This is a genomic window from Pseudoalteromonas sp. AS84 (assembly GCF_038900255.1).
Taxonomy (GTDB): Bacteria; Pseudomonadota; Gammaproteobacteria; order Enterobacterales; family Alteromonadaceae; genus Pseudoalteromonas.
This window is the reverse complement of record NZ_JBBMQY010000005.1, coordinates 140,289-162,696: the sequence shown is the minus strand read 5'-3', so window position 1 is coordinate 162,696 and position 22,408 is coordinate 140,289. Positions and strand designations below refer to the sequence as shown.

Sequence of the window (22,408 nt, the reverse complement as noted above, 5' to 3'; positions counted from 1 at the left end):
TAGGCGTTTATTGTGTTGGTAATTAGGATGAGTATCATCCTAATTAAACCTCTTTTAAAATTAGGCAATACCTAAATCTTTACTAGTCGCCCACTTTAAGGCGTGTTCTTATACGCCTTTATTGACTTATTATGTAACTGCTTTTTTGGTTCTTTCTATTGCGCTTAAAAAACCATCGACACCTTCATGCATAGGAGATTTATCTCCATGTTTTTTATCCAACGTATCTGATGCATTTTTCGATACTGCATCGATAGCTGAGCTAAGTAACTTTTTCATTAAGTCAGGATCTGATTGACCCAATGCTTCAATTTGCATTTTGAAATTTTGATATGATTTTGCTAATGCCTCTTTATGAGCATACTCTTGTTGTAATCGCTGACTTTCACTTCTTCTCTTAGACGCAAATAAAGTAAGCCATAAAACTGGTAACACAATAGGTAACTTATACAAAATGTTTGAAGCTAGCTTACTTAGGTCTGTAATTTCAACAAACTTAATAAAGAAAAATCCAATTTCTTGAGTGATAGATAAAAAAGCAACTAAAACTAATACGGATATTGAGCTATAAAATAGCTTTGAATAATTTTCAATTGGTGTATTAAAAGACTCTTTAAGATCATAGTAGGCTGTTGCTAATCCTGCACTTGTTGCCCCAGGTAATAAGCTTTCAATTTCATCATTTAGAGTTTTATATTTTAATTCTTGTTGCTTTTTAAATTCTTCTAAATGTCTTTCTCTAGCAATAATTTCGTCCTTTAGACCTCCTTCGAAATTCCCTTCGTCATTCTTAATTCCAAATACATCTGAATGATATTCTCTAAAATCTTTTAGCTTACCTTTAACTTCATTAAGTAAACTTTTGATAGTTTCTGATTCTGTTTCTGCTAATTCCAATGCACTATTTATTTCAGAAGCAATTGATTCATTACTGTTATCCCCATCAAGCAAATTGATTTTATACTGTTGAATTTTTTCATAGTTTTCTTCAATTTTTTCCTCAAAACTATCAATTTTTGTACTTAAGCTTTCTTCTTCACTATCATCAAAGTAACGTGTTTCTAATTCTTTAATACGTTGATTAGAAAGCTCTGATTCTGAAGCGAGGCTTAACGCACTCTCCTTATACTTAGATATTATATCCAAAATAGAACTGGCTTCAGTTTGAAATGAATTTAACTTCGAATTAATTGTTTTAGTGTACGCTACGAATGAAGCACTTGCAGACTTTGCAGCTTTACCTGCCACCACTTGATAAGGCCTAATATAAGTTAATAAATTATCTAGATGCTTATTAGCATTTGTAATATGAGCAATATTCCGATTACTTTGATAGCTTTTTATTTGCTGTAAGCACGAATTACATTGAGCGTGATAATTATCCCAAGTTGAAGGCGGTATTAGTTCTGGATCACAAGCTTCTAATAGACAATCTAAATAATTAACTACTTTTTTTAATCTTGCTATTTCCTCAACACTCGTTACGACAGTTTCATCGTCAACAAGCACCTCCTCAGTTACATCAAGTATTTTCCCCCATACTGGTTGAAAAGCATGATTTTCAAATTGTTGAATCCAACGACTCATATAGTTCCCTTATATTTTAATTCGCCGAAGCTTAAATACAACGACTGCCATATAGCATGATGCAGAACACCATTTTAGTGATTAATAACACCCCAAAACGGCGTATATTACTTAGCTCAATAATTCCACTAAATAACTTCAATGTAAACAAATGATTAGCCATGTAATAAAATAGGCTCTGTTGTTTTGCACCAAAATGACTTTTAATAATGCTAAGAGACCGAGTTACCTTTGTCGGATAGCGTATCACTTAAAAACCAAAGCTTTATAAAATCTCTACTACCGCATATTCGTGGACTTTACCTGCGATTGTTAACGTAATTTCATCATCACATTGTTTGTTTAATAACTGCTTACCCATTGGTGCGCCTGGTGTTACAACGGCAATTGCGTGCTGTTTAACGTTTACCGTTAATCCACCAGCGGCTGGGCCTAAATAAAACCATTTTTGGGCTGCGTTATCATCTTCTAAACATACCAGCGAACCGATAGCTATTTTGTCGGTTGGCTTTTCGTTAAAGGCAGGTTCGAACAATTCTATGCTTTTATAGCAATCGTTTACGCGCTGGGCTTGGCCTTGAGCTAAATAAGCGGCTTCGAGCCCTAGCGTATCGTATTTATTTTCGGCTATGTTTTCTTCATGTGTGGCGGTGTCGTGCGCAGTTTTTGCCGCTACTTTTGCTGTTGTAAGCTGCGCTTCTAGCGCAAAACGAAGGTGTTCGATAACGTGGGTTTTATTCATGGGGATTAATACAATACAGGCTGTAAAAATAAGGCAGATAGTTTAACATTTTTGCGGGGCCTAAAACCATTGTTTTAAACCCCGCAAGTTTGGTTGGGATACTAGCGGGGTTTAAATAAGCATTAAACAAGCAAAGAGCCGTTGATTGGTGCAGCTCTTTGCTTATGCTTTATTAAAACCTTATGGCATATCTAATAATGTTTGCGTGTGGGCATCTACTTTAACTTCGTAGTTTTTAGCGCTTAATCCCAATAGCTCTGGCAAGGTTGCCGCTATACAAATAGATGAGAACGTACCCACTACAATGCCGGTAAATAATGCAATAGCGAAGCCTTGCAGTGGTGCGCCTGCAAGTAACCAAACGCTGGCAACCGTTGCAAGTGTGGTACCCGACGTTATTAAGGTGCGCGTAAGTGTGCTTTTAATCGCATTATTAATAATAGTCGCTGAGCTAAGTACATTATTTGACTTAACACGTAAAAGCTCGCGCACTCTATCCCCTACTATTATTGAGTCGTTAAGTGAGTAACCAATAATAGCCAGCAAGCTTGCCAGCACGGTTAGGTTAAATTCAATTTGTAATAGTGAAAATAACCCAAGTACAAGTATTAAATCGTGCACTAGCGCAACCACAGAGCCGAGTGCTAAGCGCCATTCAAAACGCACTGCAAGGTAAATCATTACCGCAATCATTGCAGCAAACATTGCTAAACAGCCTTGATCAAATAACTCATCGCCCACTTGTGAGCCAATATAAGCTGACGATAATACCTGTGCGTTTATATCATCGTTTTGTGTAACTGCGCTTTGCCAATCAAGGCTATTAGCTGTTGTTGATGCACTTGGTGCTTCTCTTAATTGAAAATGGCTATTACCTTGCGCGGTTAGCTCAAACTCACCGTTATGATTTTTAGCAATAAACGATTGAAGCTCTTTTAGCTCAACACTTTGGCTGGTTGTAAACTCAGTTAAATAACCGCCGGTAAAATCTAGGCCAAAATTTAGACCCTTTTGCGTAAGCGTAAATACGGATAGCAGCACTAACATGGCGCTTAAAAGCATGCCCATAAAGCGTAAACGTGTGCCCGCTTCGCCTTTCAAAAAATAATTAAGCATGTACTTTTACTCCTGCTTTTTTACCCATTTTTAAATACAACGTTTGGCTTAATATTTTTGATACATACACACCTGTAAATACAGACGTTAAAAGTCCCAGTGCGAGTGTAATGGCAAAACCTTTAACGGGCCCATAGCCTATGCCGTATAAGATAAGTGCGGTGATCATGGTGGTTATATTGGCATCAAATATTGTATTTGCGGCTTGTTTATAACCCTCTTGAATAGCTTGATATGGTGCACGGCCTTGGCGACGTTCTTCTTTAATGCGTTCAAATATTATTACGTTAGTGTCTACCGCCATACCTATGGTTAGCACCAAACCTGCAATACCCGGCAGCGTTAACACAACCCCTGGTAATAATGACATTAAGCCCACCAGCGACGTTAAATTTAATATAAGCGCCACGTTTGCAATAAGGCCTAAACGGCGATACCAAAGCGCCATAAATGCAAGGGTAATACCCATACCTAACATAAGCGCGGCTAAGCCATTACTAATGTTTTCGCTGCCGAGGCTTGGCCCTATTGTTTGTTCGTGCACAATTGTAACAGGTGCTGTAAGCGAGCCTGCGCGTAGTAACAATGCTAGGTCGGCTGCAGCTTGTTGGCTTTTCATATTGGTAATACTAAAACGAGAACTTAAATGCTGAGCAATATTGGCAACATTAATAACTTCGCTTTTTTTAACTACTTCGCCTTTAGCGTTTTGAGAATACTCAGAGTAAACCGTTGCCATTGGCTTCCCAATATTGGCTTTTGAAAACGCCGACATTGCATCCCCGCCTTGACCGTCTAAGCTTAGTTGTACCAGTGGTTTACCCCAATCATCGCGGCCTATGGTTGCATTATTAATATGATCCCCTGTAAAAATTGGCACAGGATCGAGCTTTATCGTTCCGCCCGATTGCATATTAAATGTTTGCCCGCCTATTTCTTTTAATTGATAAAAACCAAGCGATGCGGTTGCACCAATAATACGCTTAGCTTCGGTTGGATCTTGCACGCCTGGTAGTTCTATACGAATACGGTGCTTACCTTGTCGCTGTGTTACGGCTTCGGTAATACCTAATTCTTCAATACGTGAACGAAGGGTTGTAAGTGTTTGCCCCATTACTTCTTTATCAAAGCTGCTGCGGCCTTGCTCTGAATAACTAAATTTGGCAGTTTTAACGCTGCCGTTATTGCTTGTTACCACGGCTAAATTAGCAAATCGGCTTTGTAGCTCTTCAATAACGGGGGTTAACTTGTCGGTTGCATTAGGCAGTGCGTTTATTTCAAACCCGTGCTGAGTTTGCTGTGCTTTTACGCCATGTGCTTTTTGCTTAATAATAATTGATTTAGCTTGTTGATACGCACTGACTAATTGCTCATCAACGGCTTTATCTAAATCTACGTCTAGTACAAATAGCACACCGCCATTTAAATCAAGACCTAGCTTTATTGGTGATAAACCAAAATCTTGTAACCATGTGGGGCTAGTTGCATGCTCAACAATTTTAACTTGCGTGTTTGGGTACTGTGCTTTTATAGCCGCTTGCGCCTGAGCGCTTTTAGTTGGCTCGTTTAAAAGTACATTAATAGTTGATTGCTTATCTAAACCCTGCTCAACCTCTAACCCTTGGTTATTTAAAAAAGTAACTAGCGTTTTAGTGCTCGGTAAAGATTGCATTTCGCTGTGCGGGGCAGCACTTATGTGCAACCATGATTTATTTGGATATAGGTTTGGTAATGCGCTGATAGCTAATAAAACCAATACTATTAGCATGGCGATATAGCTTAATTTAAATTTAGCCGTAGACGGCTTTTTATCTTTTTTAAAACTTAACATCTTTAATCCTTATTGCCAGCAAAGCTAGCAACGTACTTTTTAAAAGCACAATTAATCTGCAGGCTAAAACTTTAAAAGTTAAAACCTAATAAAATTAAATAAGGAAAATTAAGCGTGGTAGGTAGTTACAGCTCTGTAGAGTAAGTTAACGTCTTTCCAGCCACTCAAGCGCGACTTTTTACTATTAGTTACAAGCGTATACCAAGGCTGTATAGGATTAACGGCTCTTGGTCGTAAGAATATATGCCTAACAAGGTTTTGAGCGAAAAATTCAAAAACCACATCGTATTCTGGTTCACTTTGAACAGTGTGCAAAAACAATGATGAATTATTGGCAGTTAACCTTGGTTGGTGCGCGTCAAAATCGGTTTGATGCGTTTTTTTATGCTGCGTAATATCTACAGACTTACTAATAGGCTGTATTTTAGTTAAATCGCCAATATCAGTAAGCGAAACCTGCGTACTAACAGAAATATTTAAATTTTGTGAGGCGCCCATAGCATTGCTCTGCACACTAAAAAGTGCAGCAAGTAGCAAAAAGGCAGTTAATAACACTCTAAATTTAAACATTCACGTTTTAAAACTAAAATAAGGGATGCGTAGTATATTAGGGCTAGTATTTGAAATACAATAGCCTGCTATGTATTTAGTTTAACTTTCCCCGTAGCTTTACTTTCGCCTCAGAGCGCTAAAGTTACTTTAGATCGAGCGAATTATTTAAATTTTCTTTTGAAAATCTAATTTACAAAATATGTTACGTTTAAATCTACTACTTCGGCAACATACCTTCCCCTTACCCAACGAAAACCGAGTAATGATTTAGGCTTGCTAAGCTTCTAATATTTGCAGTTTTATTATTCATTTAACATTCATTTAGTGGTTTTTTTTGGTAAAATAACAGGTAACCTCTGATGCTTCGTACTATTAAATGCGTTAGTTGCAGCGGATATACGAAATTAGTATAATTAAATGTAAACAAATAGCTAAATTTTGATTTTCTTAATTATGTTATGGATAGTAAATAAGGCAGGGAAAGTCATTATGAAAAAAAACATATTTAGTAAAATTGTCGCAAAATTTTACAATAAAAGCTTAAAGCTAATAAATACCCTAAGTAATGACACTGACCTAAAAAAGCTAATAGACAACAGTGAAATAGTCTCTTTCGATATTTTCGATACAGTGATCCTCAGAAAAGTCCTCGAACCAGCTGATATTTTTACAATAGTTGAAAATTTATATAATGATGAACATAAAAAGCTAGACATAGATTTTAAAAGTATCCGAAGTAAAGCAGAACCAGAAGCGACAAAGATACTAACTGAGCTGAATGGTACTCAATCCATAGGTTTGGATGAAATATATGCACACATACAAAAAACACAAGATCTAGATAGCAAAACAATAAATACATTGAAAGCGCTAGAAATCGAAATAGAATTAAAATTTTGTGTTAAAAATGAATATATGCACTCTTTTTATCAATACTGTATTGATAATGATAAAAAGGTAATTTTCACCTCAGACATGTACTTACCAGAATGCGTGATAAAAAAAATTCTTTCCGATAATGGTTATACAAAATTCCATCAATTATTTTTATCCTCTGTAATCCGTAAATCAAAGTCTAAAGGTGGATTATATCCACATATACTTAAAGAACTATCCTGTAAACCATCTAAGCTATTACATATTGGCGATTATTACTTCGCCGATGTGATTAATGCGATGAAAGAAGGCATCAAACCTTACTATTACAAAAAAACCAGTGAATATGCGCTTAGCCATCATTCATTTAAAAGGCTAAGGGAGCTATATCCTTCGAAACTCTCTATAGAAGAATCTATTTATTTTGCGACTATCATCAACAAAACGTTTACCCAAAGAAATAATAACAATGAAAATATTTGGTACGACTTCGGTTATGTTTATTGTGGAATAATATATTTTGGCTTAACTCGCTGGCTTACTAGTCAGGTAATACATCAAGAAATAGAACATATATTTTTCCTTGCGCGCGACGGCTATATAATGCATAAAGTGTATAGCCTTATGAATCAAGGAATTAAAACCCCTGTTAGTAAATATATGTATGCATCAAGGCGAGCTATAAACATCCCCACTATATACAATGGCATCGATGAATATTCGATAAAGGTACTTTGTCATTTTGTTCCTAATTTGAGCGTCGCAAACTACCTTGATAGAGTTGATATAGAAGCGGAAAAACATATTGAAAAAATAAAAAAAGTAGGCTTTTCTGATCAAAATCATACAATAGAAACAGATAGCGATAAGGATAAATTAGCAAGACTCTTTCATTTATTAGTTGATGATATATGTAGTAATGCAGCGCTCGAAAGAGAAAACCTATTAACTTACCTGGATCAAATTGGGTTTATGGATACCAAAAAAGTCGCGATTGTTGACATTGGATGGCAAGGGACAATCCAGAATTCACTGAATAAGCTAATGCTATTAGAAAATAATGAAATAGATATTCATGGTTATTACCTAGGTACATTTCAAACTGCAATGAAGTTTGCTGAAAAAGGGTTTCCGATGTCTGGCTATATGTGTAACTTTTCAGAACCTAAAAATAATTTTCAAGTGTTATCGGAAGGTGTGCATATGCTCGAATTTATTTTTTCAGCACCTCACGGCTCTGTAATTAAATTCGATAAAAAAAATGATGACATAGTAGCTATATTCGAACCTAATGACTTTTCTAATGATAAGCTAAATACAATAAACGAATTTCAAAAAGGGGCTATGGACTTTATTTCTGATTTTATGGCTATTGAGAGAGACTATAAAAAAATAAATATCGCTCCTGAAACGGCTATAAAACCTATATCTCGACTATTAAAGACCCCTACTTATAGCGAATCCGTAAACTTTGGTAATCTAAAACACTCTGAGTATGTCGGAGCAAATAGCCATGAAAGTTATTTTGCTAAAACGTCCGATCCATTAAAAATGTTTCTTAACCCGATTAAGTTTAAGCAAACCTATAGCAAATCATTATGGAAAGCTGGTTTCAGAAAACGTTATATGCGATATATTCTACCGGAAAATATATACTGCTATTTTAGAAAGCATTAAGTTGGTAACTCCATTTTAATGCTTATAAATTAATATTCAAAAAAACTAAAAAATATCTTCCCTTGTTTCAATTTACTGCGTTTACTTAACTTATAAGTGATTTTATCTACCCACATACCAATTCTGAGATACTGAATGCGCCCCAGACAAAGCAGTGAAAAACGACCAGACGCCATGAATTTACGCCAAAGTGTAAAAACGCTGTGGCCCTACCTTACAAAATTTAAAGGCCGTGTTTTTATTGCACTTATGGCGCTTATTGGCGCAAAAGGTGCCACGCTTTTGATGCCTTGGGCGCTCAAAGAAATAATAGACTCGGTAGATAAGTCGATTAACCCACTGTTAGTTATTCCCGCGTTATTGTTATTAATGTACGGAGCACTGCGTTTTGCTAGCGTATTTTTAGGTGAAGTGCGCGATGCTGTATTTTCTCGTGTAACCGAGCACGCTATGCGTGATATTGGTTTAAAAGTATTTAAGCATTTGCACTCACTTGAGCTGGCTTTTCATTTAGATAGGCAAACCGGTGGCATTAGCCGCGATATAGAACGCGGTACTAGCGGGTTAAGTTTTTTAATGCGTTTTTTAATGTTTAACATTGTGCCTACTTTATTTGAAATACTGACCGTTGCGATTATTTTTGGCACGTTGTTTTCTGTTTGGTTTGCGCTTATTACATTATTGGCAGTTGCTATTTATATTACCTTTACTGTGGTGGTTACTCAGTGGAGAAACCGCTTTATTAGAGAAGCAAATGCTGCCGACAATCAAAGTAATACCCGTGCCATAGACAGCCTGCTTAATTATGAAACTGTAAAATATTTTAATAATGAGCAGTTTGAAGCAAAAACGTACGACACCTTTTTAGCAAACTGGGAAAAAGCCCGTTTAAAAAATAGAATGTCGTTGCTCGCCCTCAACTCAGGCCAAGCACTTATTATCGCTTGTGCTATTACCGCTTTAATGTGGTTGGGCTCAACCGAGGTAGTTGCAGGTACACTCACTATTGGTGAACTTGTGATGATTAACGCGTATATGATTCAGCTATTTTTACCACTTAACTTTTTAGGTTTTGTGTACCGCGAAATAAGACGCGCCCTAACCGACCTTGAAAACATGCTTGGGCTACTTAACAAAAAACCACAAATAACCGATGCACTTAATGCTAAAGAGCTCAATATTAGCCAAGGTGAAATAACATTTAATAATGTAAATTTTAGTTACGATGCGCACCGCCCGATCCTTAATAACCTTAGCTTTAGTGTTAAAGCTGGCAGCAAAGTAGCCATTGTTGGTGCCAGTGGTGCTGGTAAAAGCTCATTAGCCCGACTGCTTTATCGTTTTTATGATGTAAGCGCTGGTGAAATTAGTATTGATAATCAAGCAATAAACTCAGTAACACTTAATAGTTTACGAAAAGCCATTGCAATAGTGCCGCAAGACACCGTGCTGTTTAACACTACTATTCGTGAGAATATCGCTTACGGCAGACCATCAGCAAGTGATGCAGAAATTGATGAAGCCATTGCTATGGCGCATTTAAAAGACTTTATAGCAACACTTGATAAAGGCGATAAAACACTGGTTGGCGAGCGCGGTTTAAAAGTATCAGGCGGCGAAAAACAGCGTATTGCCATTGCACGTGCTATTTTGAAAAAGTCCCCTATTTTAATTTTTGATGAAGCAACATCTGCACTCGATTCTCATTCTGAGCAAGCAATACTTGCTGCAATGCGTGAAGTTGCCAGTAACCATACGAGTATTGTTATTGCCCATCGCCTTTCTACTATTACCGATGCAGACACCATTATTGTGCTCAAAGCCGGACGAATTATTGAGCAAGGTAAGCACGATGAGTTACTTACACTCGCCGGAGAATACGCCCGTATGTGGGAGCTTCAGCATAAAAAATAAATAGTGTGTGACCCCTCTTAGCTCGGATACTTTCAAGTATTCGAGCTAAATAAAGCTTTTATAGCGCCTATTAGCCTTTCTCTTTTCCTCTATATTAGTTTTATCGAGCACTGTGGTGATTCACCTCAAAAGGTTTGTTTGTCTGATTAATATCAATAACAATCGATAAGTTAAATATTCGTAACAATAAAAATGATTCACTGCTGCTTTAATTCAATCAGTGATACTCAGGAGTAAGTAATGAAAAAGAGTTTAATTGCCGCAGCATTAGCTGCCACATTTATTACCGGTTGTTCAGAGCCGCAAACAACAAAAACAGACGAGCAACAACCTAAAGTAGCCACTGCAGCAGTAGCAGAGAAAGCAGAGTTAGGTAGTTTTGGTGTTGATTTAACAGCCCGCAACGAAGCCGTTAAACCAGGCGATGATTTTTTTATGTATGCCAGTGGCACGTGGTATGACAACTACGTAATGCCTGCAGATAAAACCCGCTACGGTGCATTTTCAGGATTAGCTGAGCGCAGCGAAGACGATGTTAAAGCTATTATTGAAGAAATAGCCGCACGTAAAGATTTAAACGCAGAAGAAAAACTCGTTGCTGATTTTTACAATGCCTATATGGATACCGAAACACTTAATAAACTAGGTGTAGCGCCTATTAAGCCATTGTTAAGTGAAATTAATGATATATCGTCGACTGACGATTTAGCTAAAATGTTTGGTAAGTCTTGGTTAACCGGTAATAAAGCCCCTTTTGGCGGCGGTATGTGGTTTAACCGCTTAGACCCTAATAAATATGAAATGTCACTAGGTGCGGGTGGGTTAGGCCTACCAGATCGCTCTTACTACCTTGAAGACGCTGAGCGTTTTGTTAAAACACGTGCAGCTTATGTAGCTCACATTGCTGACATGCTTGAGTTTACAGGAGTCGAAAATACCGCTGAGCGCGCTCAAGCAATTGTTGATCTTGAAACCAAAATTGCACAAGGTCACTGGCCACGTGAAAAGCGTCGTAATCGCGATTTAACCTTAAACCAAGTTGAACGTGCCGATTTAAGCACTGCTTATCCTGGCTTTAACTGGGATTTATACTTTGCACAAACAGGTTATAAAGTACCTCAGTTAAATGTATCTCAGCCTGAACCAATAAAAGCGATGATTGAGCTAATCAATCAAGAAGATATTGCAGTATGGAAAGACTACCTAACGTATCACGCTATTAGCGGTAACGCAGGTTTACTATCAGAAGACGTATTTAATACTAACTTTGCTTTTTTTGGTAAAGAACTAAACGGACAGCAAGAGCCTCGCCCTCGTTGGAAACGTGCAATAAGTGAAATGTCGGGCACAAGTTCGCTTGGTTTTGCTATTGGTAAAATATACGTAGCGCGTTACTTCCCTGAGTCATCAAAACAACAAATGTCAGAGCTGGTTGAAAACCTTCGAACAGCCCTTGGTGAACGTATTGATAATCTAGAATGGATGGGTGATGCAACTAAAGTAAATGCGCGCGCTAAGCTTGCTGCATTTGTACCAAAAATTGGTTACCCCGATGTTTGGCAGTCTTATGAAGGTTTAAGCATTACTAAAAACGATTTGATTGGTAATGTGAAAAACATGCGTGAGTTTTTCCACGCAGAAAGTGTTGAAAAAGAGCTACAAAAAACAGACCGTAACCGCTGGGGCATGACGCCACAACGCGTAAACGCTTACTACAATAGCTCGTTTAATGAAATTGTATTTCCGGCTGCGATATTACAACCGCCGTTTTTCGATCCAAATGCCGATCCGGCTGTAAACTATGGCGGTATTGGCGCTGTAATTGGTCACGAAATGGGTCATGGATTTGACGATCAAGGTTCAAAATCAGACGAAAACGGTGTGCAACGTAATTGGTGGACTGATGCTGACCGCGCTGCATTTGACAAAAAAGCCGATCAACTGGCTGCGCAGTACAGTAAATACGAGCCAATTGAAGGTAATTTTGTTAATGGTCGAAATAGCCTTGGCGAAAATATTGGTGATGTGGGTGGTTTGTCGATGGCTTATCACGCTTACAAGCTAAGTTTAAATGGTAAAGAAGCGCCTGTTATTGACGGCGTTACTGGCGATCAGCGTTTCTTCCTTGCGTGGGCACAAGTATGGAAAGAAAAACGTACTGAGCAAAGCATGCTTAACCAACTGCGTGGTGGCACACATGCCCCAGGTCGCTTTAGAGCACAAGCGCCGCGTAACCACGATGCATGGTACAAAGCGTTTGATGTAAAACCAGGCGATGAGTTATACCTTCCTGAAGATGAACGTGTACGTATTTGGTAAGTAATACTTACTTTTTATTACTTAGTAAGGCAACCTGTTATACAGGTTGCCTTTTTTATTGAGTTAAATTTACAATAATAGATATAATTCCAACGTCAAAATCCCTCGATAATCTCCTCACTAAAATGCACTTTAGATGGACTTTAAACGCTACAGTTTTAATCGGCTTTAATACTTACTAGCCCTTGAATGCATTTACCTTTAGAATACGCATTATAATTTTATTCTATTATTTACATATATTAAGGCGAAACGCAGATGGGAAGAGCTTACCAAAACAAAAAAGATTCAATGGCTAAGACTGCGGGTGCTAAAACTAAAGTTTATTCTAAGTACGGCAAAGAAATTTATATTTGTGCTAAAAACGGCGGTGTAGATCCAGATGGTAACTTATCATTACGTCGTTTAATTGAACGCGCTAAAAAAGACCAAGTGCCAGCACACGTTATTGACCGCGCAATAGACAAAGCAAAAGGCGGCGGCGGCGAAGACTACTCAGCAACACGTTACGAAGGTTACGGCCCAGGTAACTGTATGATTATTGTTGATTGTTTAACAGATAACAACAAACGTACCTTTGCTGATGTACGTGTTTGCTTTACTAAAGCAAATGCTAAAATTGGCGCTCAAAACTCTGTTTCACATTTATTTGATCACCTTGCTATTTTTGTATTTGACGGTGATGACGACGAAGCAGTACTTGAAGCACTAATGATGGCTGATGTTGATGTAACTGACGTAGAAGTTGATGACGGTAAAGTCACTGTTTTTGCTCCTCACACAGAGTACAACAACACACGTACAGCGCTTGAAGAAATGGGCGTGACTGAATTTGACGAAGACCTAATTAGCTTTGTGCCACAAATTGAAACGCCTATTGAAGGCGAAGACGTAGAAGTTATGGAACGCTTTTTAGCCATGCTAGAAGATTGCGACGACGTACAAAACGTTTACCATAACGCGCAATTCTAAAATTAGTTAACTAAGTTAGAACGACTTTAAGCCAACAGCTATGTTGGCTTTTTCATTTTAGAACGTGGTATAAATATATGAATAATCTTACGGAGCTTAAAAGTGGCAAACTTGTTGGTGCTACTCGCCTGCAATTAGTAGAAGAGCTAAACACATTCCCTGAAGAAATTTTTAGCTTAGCTGACACGCTTGAAGTACTCGATTTATCAAATAATAATTTATCAACACTACCTGATGAATTTGCCTGTTTAGCACGCCTTAAGCGAGTATTTTTATCGTTTAATCAGTTTAAACATATTCCTGCGGTTTTAGCTAAATGCCCTGCTCTGATAATGGTTGCATTTAAAGGCTGTAAAATAACTGAGTTTGGCGATTATTGTTTACCAAAAAATATTGAATGGCTCATACTTACCGACAATAATATTACTGAGCTTCCACAAAGTTTTGGCCAATTTACTCAGCTCAAAAAGCTCGCGCTTGCGGGCAATCAACTTAAGCAACTACCAAGTAGCATGGCGCAGTGTAAAAACCTCGAGCTTGTTAGGCTCTCTGCTAATAACTTAACACACGTAGACGACTGGCTGTTTGAATTGCCTAAACTTGCTTGGCTTGCGTTTGCCGGTAACGATTTTAATAAAGCCCAGTGCCTTACAAAATGCAGCTTAGAAAATAAACCTCTTAACGATTACACACTTAGTCATGTTATTGGCCAAGGTGCATCGGGCGTTATTCATTTAGCACAAGCTGCTGATAGCGCTGTAGCGATTAAATTATTTAAAGGTTCAATTACCAGCGACGGCTACCCACTTGATGAAGTAAATTGCTGCTTACAAGCAGGCGATCACGCTAATTTAATTAAAGTACTTGCCTACATAGAACAAAGTGATCAGCTAGGTTTAGTAATGGAGCTAATAGATAAAAGCTTTGCTAATTTAGGGCTGCCTCCAAGCCTTGAAACCTGTACGCGTGATACATTTAACAATGATTGCCATTACTCAACTCAAGCTATTTTAAGAATTACACAGCAAATGGTAAGTACACTGCATCACTTGCATGTTCGTAAAGTAAGTCACGGCGACATTTATGCACATAATACTATGGTTAACCAAAACCATGCCGTTCTGTTTGGTGACTTTGGTGCTGCAACTAATTTAACGATGCTAAGTGAGTATCAGCAAAAGCAACTAGAGTTGATAGAAGTAAGCGCTTTAGGCTGTTTAATTGAAGACTTATTAAGCACGGTAACCGGCGATGATAGACAAAGCGAGCTATTTGTTAAAATGTCCGATATGGCAAAACGTGCTATGCAACCTTTATTAAATCAAAGACCTACATTTACTGAGTTATTAGAAGAGCTAAATATATGACTCAGTATTAATTAAATAAATTCTAAAAGGGAGCAACGTGTAACACGTTGTTCCCTGTTAGTTTGTATTGTGTATTTATTCGATCATTCGAATTTATTTAGTGCGCTTAAACGGATAAACCTGTTGTTTTAGCATACCTATCGGCATGTAATCCCCGACTACACCATATGCTTCTGGCCACTCTTTTTGGCCTTTAACAGCTGTACCAAACGCATAATCTAAAAACGAAAAATGCGCAGCGTAATTACGATCAATCGCGGCTTTATCTGACGCATGATGCCAATGGTGAAACTGCGGTGTAACCATAAAATATTTTAGCCAACCAAATCTAACACGTACATTTGCATGATTAAACACAGCCTGCAAACCCACAATTATTACGTATAAACTAATTATTTGCTGTGAAAATCCAAGTACAAATATGGGCGTGAGCACTAAGCTGCGAGTAACCAGTATTTCAAGAATATGTTGGCGAGAGCCCGCTAACCAATCCATTTCTTTAGCGCTGTGATGTACGCCATGAAAACGCCATAACAAAGGGACTTCGTGATAAGCACGATGCACCCAATACTGCATTAAATCGGCCACAAGTATTATTAAAAACAACTGCACTACAAAGGGTGCTTGCTCTATATAACCTTGTACTGTAGATGATACAGCCCAACCAAAGCCATAATGTACAAAATGGTTAGTAACAAGTAATACAAAACCAATAATTAAATGATTTACAAAAAAGTGGTTTAAATCACCTCGCCATTCACTACGCAATATTTTTTGATCTTTCCGATGCGGTAGCAGCTTTTCAATAACAATAAATATGAGTGTTGAGCCGAGTAAGTCTAAAATAAACCAATCGAGTCCTATGTAAGGTGTGTCGCTGGCAAACTCGTTTACCTCAACATTTGGTCCGCCAAAAATAATAGCCAATATAATAAAAAACCACGCTGTAGCTCCTAAGCGCTTATTGGTATTACGTACAAAGTTAAGTAGTCCTAAACTGCCCGAGACCAATAATGATGCGAACATAAGCTGACGTAAAAAGTCGACGCTGTAGCTTTTTCTCAGTTCTGGTGTGGTTAAGTATTCGGGAAAGTGAAAAGCTAATACGCCTAAACAACTCAGTATTGCTAAAAAACAGGCTATGTAGCCACTTATGTTGCCCTCACCTATCTGAAGGTGGTTTGTGCGAAATACCTTTCGTGATAAAGCTCTGATCATTTTTATTATCCCTTGCTTCGTTGAGTTGATTACATACAACGAAATTCCATTGATTTATACACCCACATATTAACAAAATTCAGGGTATAAAAAATACAAATAGTTCCCTCCATAGTCTGAGTTGCAAATATACAGATAAACCAAACGCAAAAAAGCCACGCAATGCGTGGCTTGGTTGGATAAAGCTAAACTTTTACAAGGTCAATTATAAGTACTGACCTAGTGCTTTAACTTGGTCTAGCATGCGGTTTGAGAAACCCCATTCGTTGTCGTACCAAGCCATTACTTTAACTAGATTACCATCGGCTTTAGTTTGCGTTGCATCAAAGATAGATGACGCTGGGTTATGGTTAAAGTCGATAGAAACAAGCGGAAGCTCGTTGTATTGTAAAATATCTTTCATTGAACCCGTAGACGCTTCTTTCATGATTGCATTGATTTCTTCTGCAGTCGTATCGCGCTTAGTAATAAACGTAAAATCAACTAAAGATACGTTGATTGTCGGTACACGTACCGACATACCGTCTAATTTACCAGCAAGTTCTGGTAATACTAAACCAACAGCTGCCGCAGCACCTGTTTTAGTTGGGATCATAGATTGAGTTGCACTACGAGCACGGTATAGATCTGGGTGATATACGTCAGATAGGTTTTGATCATTCGTATAAGAATGAATCGTTGTCATACTACCTTTTTCAATACCTACTGTGTCATTAATTGCTTTTGCAAGTGGTGCTAAACAGTTAGTAGTACACGATGCATTTGAGATAATTTGGCTATCAGCGTTAATTACATCACTGTTTACACCATGAACCACTGTTGCATCCATGTCTTTACCTGGAGCAGAAACGATTACTTTTTTAGCGCCCGCTGTAATGTGCTTAGCAGCGTCATCACGTTTAGTGAAAAAACCAGTACATTCTAAAACGATATCTACGTTTAGTGCTTTCCACGGTAAATTTGCAGGGTCACGCTCTTGCGTTAACGTAATTACGTCGTCATCAATTAACATGGTGTTATTTTCAAGTGTTACTTTTTTAGAAAATTGACCATGAACTGAGTCATACTGCGTTAAATGTGCATTAACGTTAGCAGGTGCTAAATCGTTAATTGCTACAATTTTAATTTCGCTGTTTTGAGCTGACTCATAAAGTGCACGTAAAACATTTCTACCGATACGGCCGTAACCGTTAATTGCTACATTAATCATTTTAGACTCCTATTTAAGTTCACTTGCTTGGCGAGCAAGCGCTTCAATTGCTTGCCAGTCTTTATTTTCAATTAGTTGTTTATCTAGCATCCACGTACCACCAACACAAATAACGTTGTTAAGCGCTAAATAGTTCGGTGCAGTTGCTAGGCTAATGCCGCCAGTTGGGCAAAAAGTAATATGTGGTAACGGGCCACCGATTGATTTAAGCATTGCTGTTCCGCCTGCAGCTTCTGCAGGGAAGAATTTTAAATACTTAAAACCATGCGACGCAAGTTGCATAACTTCACTTGCAGTTGCAGCGCCTGGTAAAAATGGTATATCTGATGTTTTAGCCAAAGCAATAAGCTCATCGCTAACACCTGGACTCACCATAAAATCTGCACCTGCGGCAACCGAAAGATCAAAGCTTGCTTTATCTACTACCGTACCAGTACCTACATAGGCTTCAGGTACTTCTGCTTTCATCAGCTTTACAGCTTCTGCAGCAATAGGTGTACGTAGTGTTATTTCTAAGGCTTTTAAGCCACCGTTATATAACGCTCTTGCAAGTGGTGCTGCATCTTCTAATTTTTCGATTACAACCACTGGCACTACGGGTGCCGATGCTAAGATTTTTTCAATACTCATTACTTGTTCCTCATTACCCAGTATGGCTAATATTTATTCAAGTCCAAAAGCACTCGCGCCTAAATCGGCACTGCTTACGATATTTCTAAATCCAGTAAATAATTCACGTCCTGTACCAAATGTTGCACTTGGCAGGCTAAGTTCTGCTTCACGTTTAGCAAGTTCTTCGTCGCTAACGTGTACTTTTAATATTCCGTTTGGCGCATCAAGTGTCACTAAATCACCTTCTCGGATTTTAGCAATAACGCCGCCTTCGACTGCCTCTGGTGCTAAGTGAATAGCAGCTGGTACTTTACCTGATGCACCCGACATACGACCGTCAGTAACAATGGCTACTTTAAAGCCTTCATCTTGAAGCGTTGCCATTACTGGCGTTAATTTATGTAGCTCTGGCATACCTTTAGCTTTAGGGCCTTGCTCTTTTAGCACGGCAATAAAGTCTTGGTTTAATTCGCCACGCGTGTATGCATCTTGCAGAGCACTTTGTGAGCTAAATACTTTTGCAGGAGCAGTAACAACCTGATGTTCGATAGCAACAGCTGACACTTTAATAACAGCTTTACCTAAGTTACCCGTTAGGAGTTGCAGACCACCTTGCTTACTAAAAGGGTTACTCACTGGGCGAAGTACTTCTTCATCATGTGAGTTTGCTGGGCAATCTACCCATTTTACTTTAGTTGGGCCCGTTGAGTTGCTCATGATCAGGCTATCGTCTTTATCTAAACGTGGCTCTGTCATGTAAGGTGCTAAACCATCGCCTAGCATTGTTTTAACATCTGTGTGTAAGTAACCAGCGCTTGCTAGCTCTCGCATTAAGAAACCCATACCGCCAGCTGCTTGGAAGTGGTTTACATCAGCTGAGCCGTTAGGGTAAATACGTGTAAGTAGTGGTACAACTTCTGATAAATCAGACATGTCTTTCCACGTAACCTGAATGCCCGCCGCTTTTGCTATCGCAACAATATGAATAGCATGGTTAGTAGAACCACCTGTAGAAAGCAAGCCGACTAAACCGTTTATGATCGTTTTTTCGCTGATCACATCGGCTAAACACGGGCTTTCTTTATCATCTGTAAGCTGCTTAAGCATGGTTTCTACAGCATTACCTGTAAGACCATCGCGAAGCTCAGTGTAAGGATTAATAAACGAGCTACCAGGAAGGTGTAAGCCCATTATTTCCATTAACATTTGATTTGAGTTTGCAGTACCGTAGAACGTACAAGTACCTGCGCTGTGATAAGACGCGCTTTCAGCCTCTAATAAGTCTTCGCGACTTACTAAACCTTGTGCAAATTTTTGACGAATACGTGCTTTTTCTTTATTAGGAATACCTGATTGCATTGGACCTGCTGGTAAAAAGAACACAGGTAAATGACCAAACGACAATGCACCAATTAATAAACCCGGGACAATTTTGTCGCAAACGCCTAAACAAAAAACGCCATCAAACACATCGTGTGAAAGCGATATTGCCGTAGACATAGCAATTACATCACGAGAAAAAAGCGAAAGCTCCATGCCGTCACGCCCTTGCGTAACACCATCACACATTGCAGGAACACCACCAGCAACTTGTGCTGTAGCATCGAATTTTGTTGCAATGTCTTTAATTAAATCTGGGTAATCTTTGTATGGCACATGAGCCGAAAGCATGTCGTTATATGAGTTGATAATAGCAAGATTTGGCTGCTCATCAGCCTTTAAGCGCGCTTTGTCATCACTGCTACATGCAGCCATAACATGGGCTATATTTCCGCAACCTAAACCGGCACGAACTCTTGTTTGTTTTTTTGCGTGCGAAATACGTTCTAAATAATCTTGACGGGTATTTTTACTGCGTTCGATAACGCGCTGGGTAACTTCTTGGATACGAGGATGTAACATAATTTAACTCATCTCTATTAGTTAGAGGATAAAGGCTCAGTAGCAACTACAGACTCCACGTAAATAACTGTACTGAGCATCTTTGATTTACCCGTTCAAAGGTACGCTACCAGGGAGCCTCTCACAACAGCCCTGACACCGGTGTCACTGTATTAACGCATAGCAATGACACCGGTGTCAACCCCGGGTAACAAAAATAGTTTAATATTTTAACATGACCGAATAATGACCTAATTGATTTTTAGGCACAAAGTATATTTTAGCAAGTTCAGAGCAAAAAAAAGCCCAAATAAGCGTCACTCATATTCGGGCTACTGTGAAAGTTTTTTTAACTCACTATTTTATCGCAGAGGTAGACTCGCGTGTAATTAAGCGCGACTCAAGTGTTACCTGATAAGGCTTTTCTTGTGGTTGAGCTATGTGTGAAATAAGTTGAGTTACGGCCTGTTTAGTCATCTCTTCAACCGGTTGTGCAATAGTTGTTAAACCAGGCCAAATATGACGCGCAATGGGTGCATTATCAAAACCAGCTATTGAAATGTCATCAGGCACTTTTAATTGGCGCTGGGTAGCTAATTTTAATACCGCTGCCGCCATGTAATCGTTGGATGCAAATACAGCTGTTGGCCTAGGGGACAAATCTAAAATACTGCGTGCACTATCTACACCTGAGTGATAACTAAAGTTACCCTCCTCTACTAAGCGCTCATCAAACTCTATTCCATGGCTTGCAAGTGAACGCCTGTAGCCTTTAAAGCGTTGTTGCGTGGCACTGTGATCCGGGTGCCCTTTAATAAACGCTATAGATTTATGCCCAAGACTAATTAGATGCTCAGTAATTTCAAATGCGCCTTGTTCATCATTACTACGAACTGAAATAGAATCATCTTGAAGTAAAGCTGATGCAACTCTTGCGTAAGGAATTTTTTTAGATTTTAAAAAAGAAGCCAGCTCAGCAAAATCACCAAAAGGAGGTGTTAGCACAATGCCATCTAATCGAGAAGTCTGCAGTAATTGCTCAATATTATTTATAAGGGCATCACCACGAAACTCACAGGGGTGTATCAATAGATTATAATTATTTTCTTTGCATGCTTCTAGAGCACCCGTTTGCACGCGAGTGATGTAGCTTTTACTTGGGTTATCGTAAAGACAGCCAATAATAAAGCTACGATTTTGTGCAAGCCCTCGTGCAATTGGGTTTGGGGTATAATCGAGTTCTTTAAATACCGCAAGCACCTTTTCTCGGGTTGCAGCACTAACATTAGGCTCGTTATTTAAAACGCGTGATACGGTTTTTTTAGAAACACCAGCATGACTTGCCACACTGTTTATTGTTACTTTTTTCATCACTCTATTTTTCCAAATGCGAACAAGGAAAGCTCCTTATTTGCTGTTGTGCAAACACGCTGCGGCACCAATTAGTGGAATATTATCTTGTGTTACAAGTGTTACAGGAATTTGCCCTGCGTACTGCGACATAATACCCTTTTGCGAAAATCGTTCAACAAAACGACTTTCTAGAAGTCTTGCTTGCATTCGAGGCAGTATTCCACCGCCGATAAATAGTCCACCTAGAGCCCCGTAAACAACAGCTAAATCGCCAGCTACACTGCCAATCCAATCACAAAACTGGTTTAGCGTTGCATCACACACATCACATTCACCGCTATTTGCTAGGCTACTAATTTGCGCTGCATCTAAATTTTTAGCTGTTACACCCTTAACCGCAGACATCGCTTTATATAAATGCGTTATGCCAGGTCCTGAAAATACAGTTTCGATAGAAACGTGGGGGTGGTCTTTACGTAATTCATTTAATAATAAAGTATCGAGTTCATTAACGGGTGCAAGTGATATGTGCCCACCTTCTGAACTTAAAACAGCGGTAGATTGCGATGTTCTTACTAAACATGCAGCACCAAAACCAGTACCTGGGCCTATAACACCAATGTTTGCATTGTCATCAGCTTGACCTGATTTAACAATTACATTTTGTGTAGGATCTAAGTAAGGAGCAGCGTACGCAAAAGCAGCAAAATCGTTAATGACTTCTAGTTGAAGTAAATTAAAGTGTGCTTTAAATTCACTAACACTAAAATGCCAACCTAAATTGGTTAAGTGTACCTGCCCAGCTTTTATTGGACCTGCAACGGCTAAGCATGCGCGTTTAGGGGTAATATGCGAAACTGTTTGTAAATATTGTTCTAGCGCACTTTCAAGTGAACCAAAATTAGCACTAGGGAATATATTAATGTGCTCTATTACAAATTGGTTAGTGTCTTCATTAAAACCAGTTATTAAAGCAAAGCGGGCATTAGTGCCGCCAACATCAGCAACTAAGATGGGATCAAATTGGGCAGAAGAGTTTAGGCTCATAGTATTATCTCTTTTGTTAAGCGACTCGTGCTTATTATTTTACAATGGTATACCATTGTTATTTATACTTTGAGCTATCACCTCAAAGTAGCTATCACAGTAAAAAATGCTGTCTATAAAAGATATTGACAGCG

The 22,408-nt window shown here is 38.6% G+C and carries 16 protein-coding genes; 5 read left to right on the top strand and 11 right to left on the bottom strand.

What is annotated here, in order from left to right:
* Positions 1-129: 129 nt before the first annotated feature.
* The 5 genes from WNY79_RS07705 to WNY79_RS07685 all read right to left on the bottom strand — a co-directional run bounded on the left by WNY79_RS07705 (position 130) and on the right by WNY79_RS07685 (position 5,846).
* A complete protein-coding gene (locus tag WNY79_RS07705; RefSeq protein WP_342875560.1) occupies positions 130-1,587 on the bottom strand; it encodes a hypothetical protein in 1,458 nt (485 codons plus the stop codon).
* A 265-nt stretch (positions 1,588-1,852) separates the two neighbouring features.
* Positions 1,853-2,329, bottom strand: coding sequence for a GreA/GreB family elongation factor (locus tag WNY79_RS07700; RefSeq protein ID WP_342875559.1), 477 nt, complete (start codon positions 2,327-2,329; stop codon positions 1,853-1,855).
* Positions 2,330-2,509: 180 nt separating this feature from the next.
* Positions 2,510-3,445 (bottom strand): protein translocase subunit SecF, encoded by a 936-nt coding sequence (secF, locus tag WNY79_RS07695; protein WP_342875558.1) that lies wholly within the window; start codon positions 3,443-3,445, stop codon positions 2,510-2,512.
* Complete coding sequence (gene secD, locus WNY79_RS07690; protein WP_342875557.1) at positions 3,438-5,276, bottom strand: protein translocase subunit SecD; 1,839 nt, start codon at positions 5,274-5,276, stop codon at positions 3,438-3,440. Before secD ends, secF begins: the two co-directional genes overlap by 8 nt.
* A gap of 108 nt (positions 5,277-5,384) precedes the next feature.
* Positions 5,385-5,846: a hypothetical protein gene (locus WNY79_RS07685; RefSeq protein ID WP_170071004.1), complete on the bottom strand. Its 462-nt coding sequence runs from the start codon at positions 5,844-5,846 to the stop codon at positions 5,385-5,387.
* 471 nt (positions 5,847-6,317) lie between these two features.
* Here WNY79_RS07685 and WNY79_RS07680 point away from each other — a divergent pair, with 471 nt between their 5' ends.
* From WNY79_RS07680 to WNY79_RS07660, 5 genes are all read left to right on the top strand, one after another.
* Complete coding sequence (locus tag WNY79_RS07680; RefSeq protein WP_342875556.1) at positions 6,318-8,381, top strand: hypothetical protein; 2,064 nt, start codon at positions 6,318-6,320, stop codon at positions 8,379-8,381.
* A gap of 135 nt (positions 8,382-8,516) precedes the next feature.
* Positions 8,517-10,295 carry an ABC transporter ATP-binding protein/permease gene (locus tag WNY79_RS07675; protein ID WP_342875555.1) on the top strand — a complete coding sequence of 593 codons (1,779 nt, stop codon included), beginning with the start codon at positions 8,517-8,519 and terminating at the stop codon, positions 10,293-10,295.
* Positions 10,296-10,535: 240 nt separating this feature from the next.
* Positions 10,536-12,614, top strand: a complete 2,079-nt coding sequence (locus WNY79_RS07670) for a M13 family metallopeptidase (RefSeq protein WP_342875554.1) — start codon at positions 10,536-10,538, stop codon at positions 12,612-12,614.
* Between the two features lie 258 nt (positions 12,615-12,872).
* Complete coding sequence (locus tag WNY79_RS07665; RefSeq protein ID WP_010555049.1) at positions 12,873-13,586, top strand: YebC/PmpR family DNA-binding transcriptional regulator; 714 nt, start codon at positions 12,873-12,875, stop codon at positions 13,584-13,586.
* A 77-nt stretch (positions 13,587-13,663) separates the two neighbouring features.
* A complete protein-coding gene (locus WNY79_RS07660) occupies positions 13,664-14,953 on the top strand; it encodes a leucine-rich repeat-containing protein kinase family protein (protein ID WP_342875553.1) in 1,290 nt (429 codons plus the stop codon).
* Between the two features lie 93 nt (positions 14,954-15,046).
* Here WNY79_RS07660 and WNY79_RS07655 read toward each other — a convergent pair whose 3' ends face one another.
* The 6 genes from WNY79_RS07655 to glk all read right to left on the bottom strand — a co-directional run bounded on the left by WNY79_RS07655 (position 15,047) and on the right by glk (position 22,274).
* On the bottom strand, positions 15,047-16,171 hold the full coding sequence (locus tag WNY79_RS07655; RefSeq protein ID WP_342875552.1) for a sterol desaturase family protein: 1,125 nt from the start codon (positions 16,169-16,171) through the stop codon (positions 15,047-15,049).
* A 205-nt stretch (positions 16,172-16,376) separates the two neighbouring features.
* The gene (gene gap / locus WNY79_RS07650; protein WP_076923935.1) at positions 16,377-17,381 is read right to left on the bottom strand and encodes a type I glyceraldehyde-3-phosphate dehydrogenase; all 1,005 of its coding nucleotides are present in this window, start codon (positions 17,379-17,381) and stop codon (positions 16,377-16,379) included.
* Positions 17,382-17,390: 9 nt separating this feature from the next.
* Positions 17,391-18,011, bottom strand: coding sequence for a bifunctional 4-hydroxy-2-oxoglutarate aldolase/2-dehydro-3-deoxy-phosphogluconate aldolase (gene eda, locus WNY79_RS07645; protein ID WP_002959756.1), 621 nt, complete (start codon positions 18,009-18,011; stop codon positions 17,391-17,393).
* 33 nt (positions 18,012-18,044) lie between these two features.
* Positions 18,045-19,895 (bottom strand): phosphogluconate dehydratase, encoded by a 1,851-nt coding sequence (edd, locus tag WNY79_RS07640; RefSeq protein ID WP_294120447.1) that lies wholly within the window; start codon positions 19,893-19,895, stop codon positions 18,045-18,047.
* A gap of 336 nt (positions 19,896-20,231) precedes the next feature.
* Positions 20,232-21,245 carry a LacI family DNA-binding transcriptional regulator gene (locus WNY79_RS07635; protein ID WP_076923932.1) on the bottom strand — a complete coding sequence of 338 codons (1,014 nt, stop codon included), beginning with the start codon at positions 21,243-21,245 and terminating at the stop codon, positions 20,232-20,234.
* Positions 21,246-21,281: 36 nt separating this feature from the next.
* Positions 21,282-22,274 carry a glucokinase gene (gene glk, locus WNY79_RS07630; RefSeq protein WP_170071009.1) on the bottom strand — a complete coding sequence of 331 codons (993 nt, stop codon included), beginning with the start codon at positions 22,272-22,274 and terminating at the stop codon, positions 21,282-21,284.
* Positions 22,275-22,408: the final 134 nt, after the last annotated feature.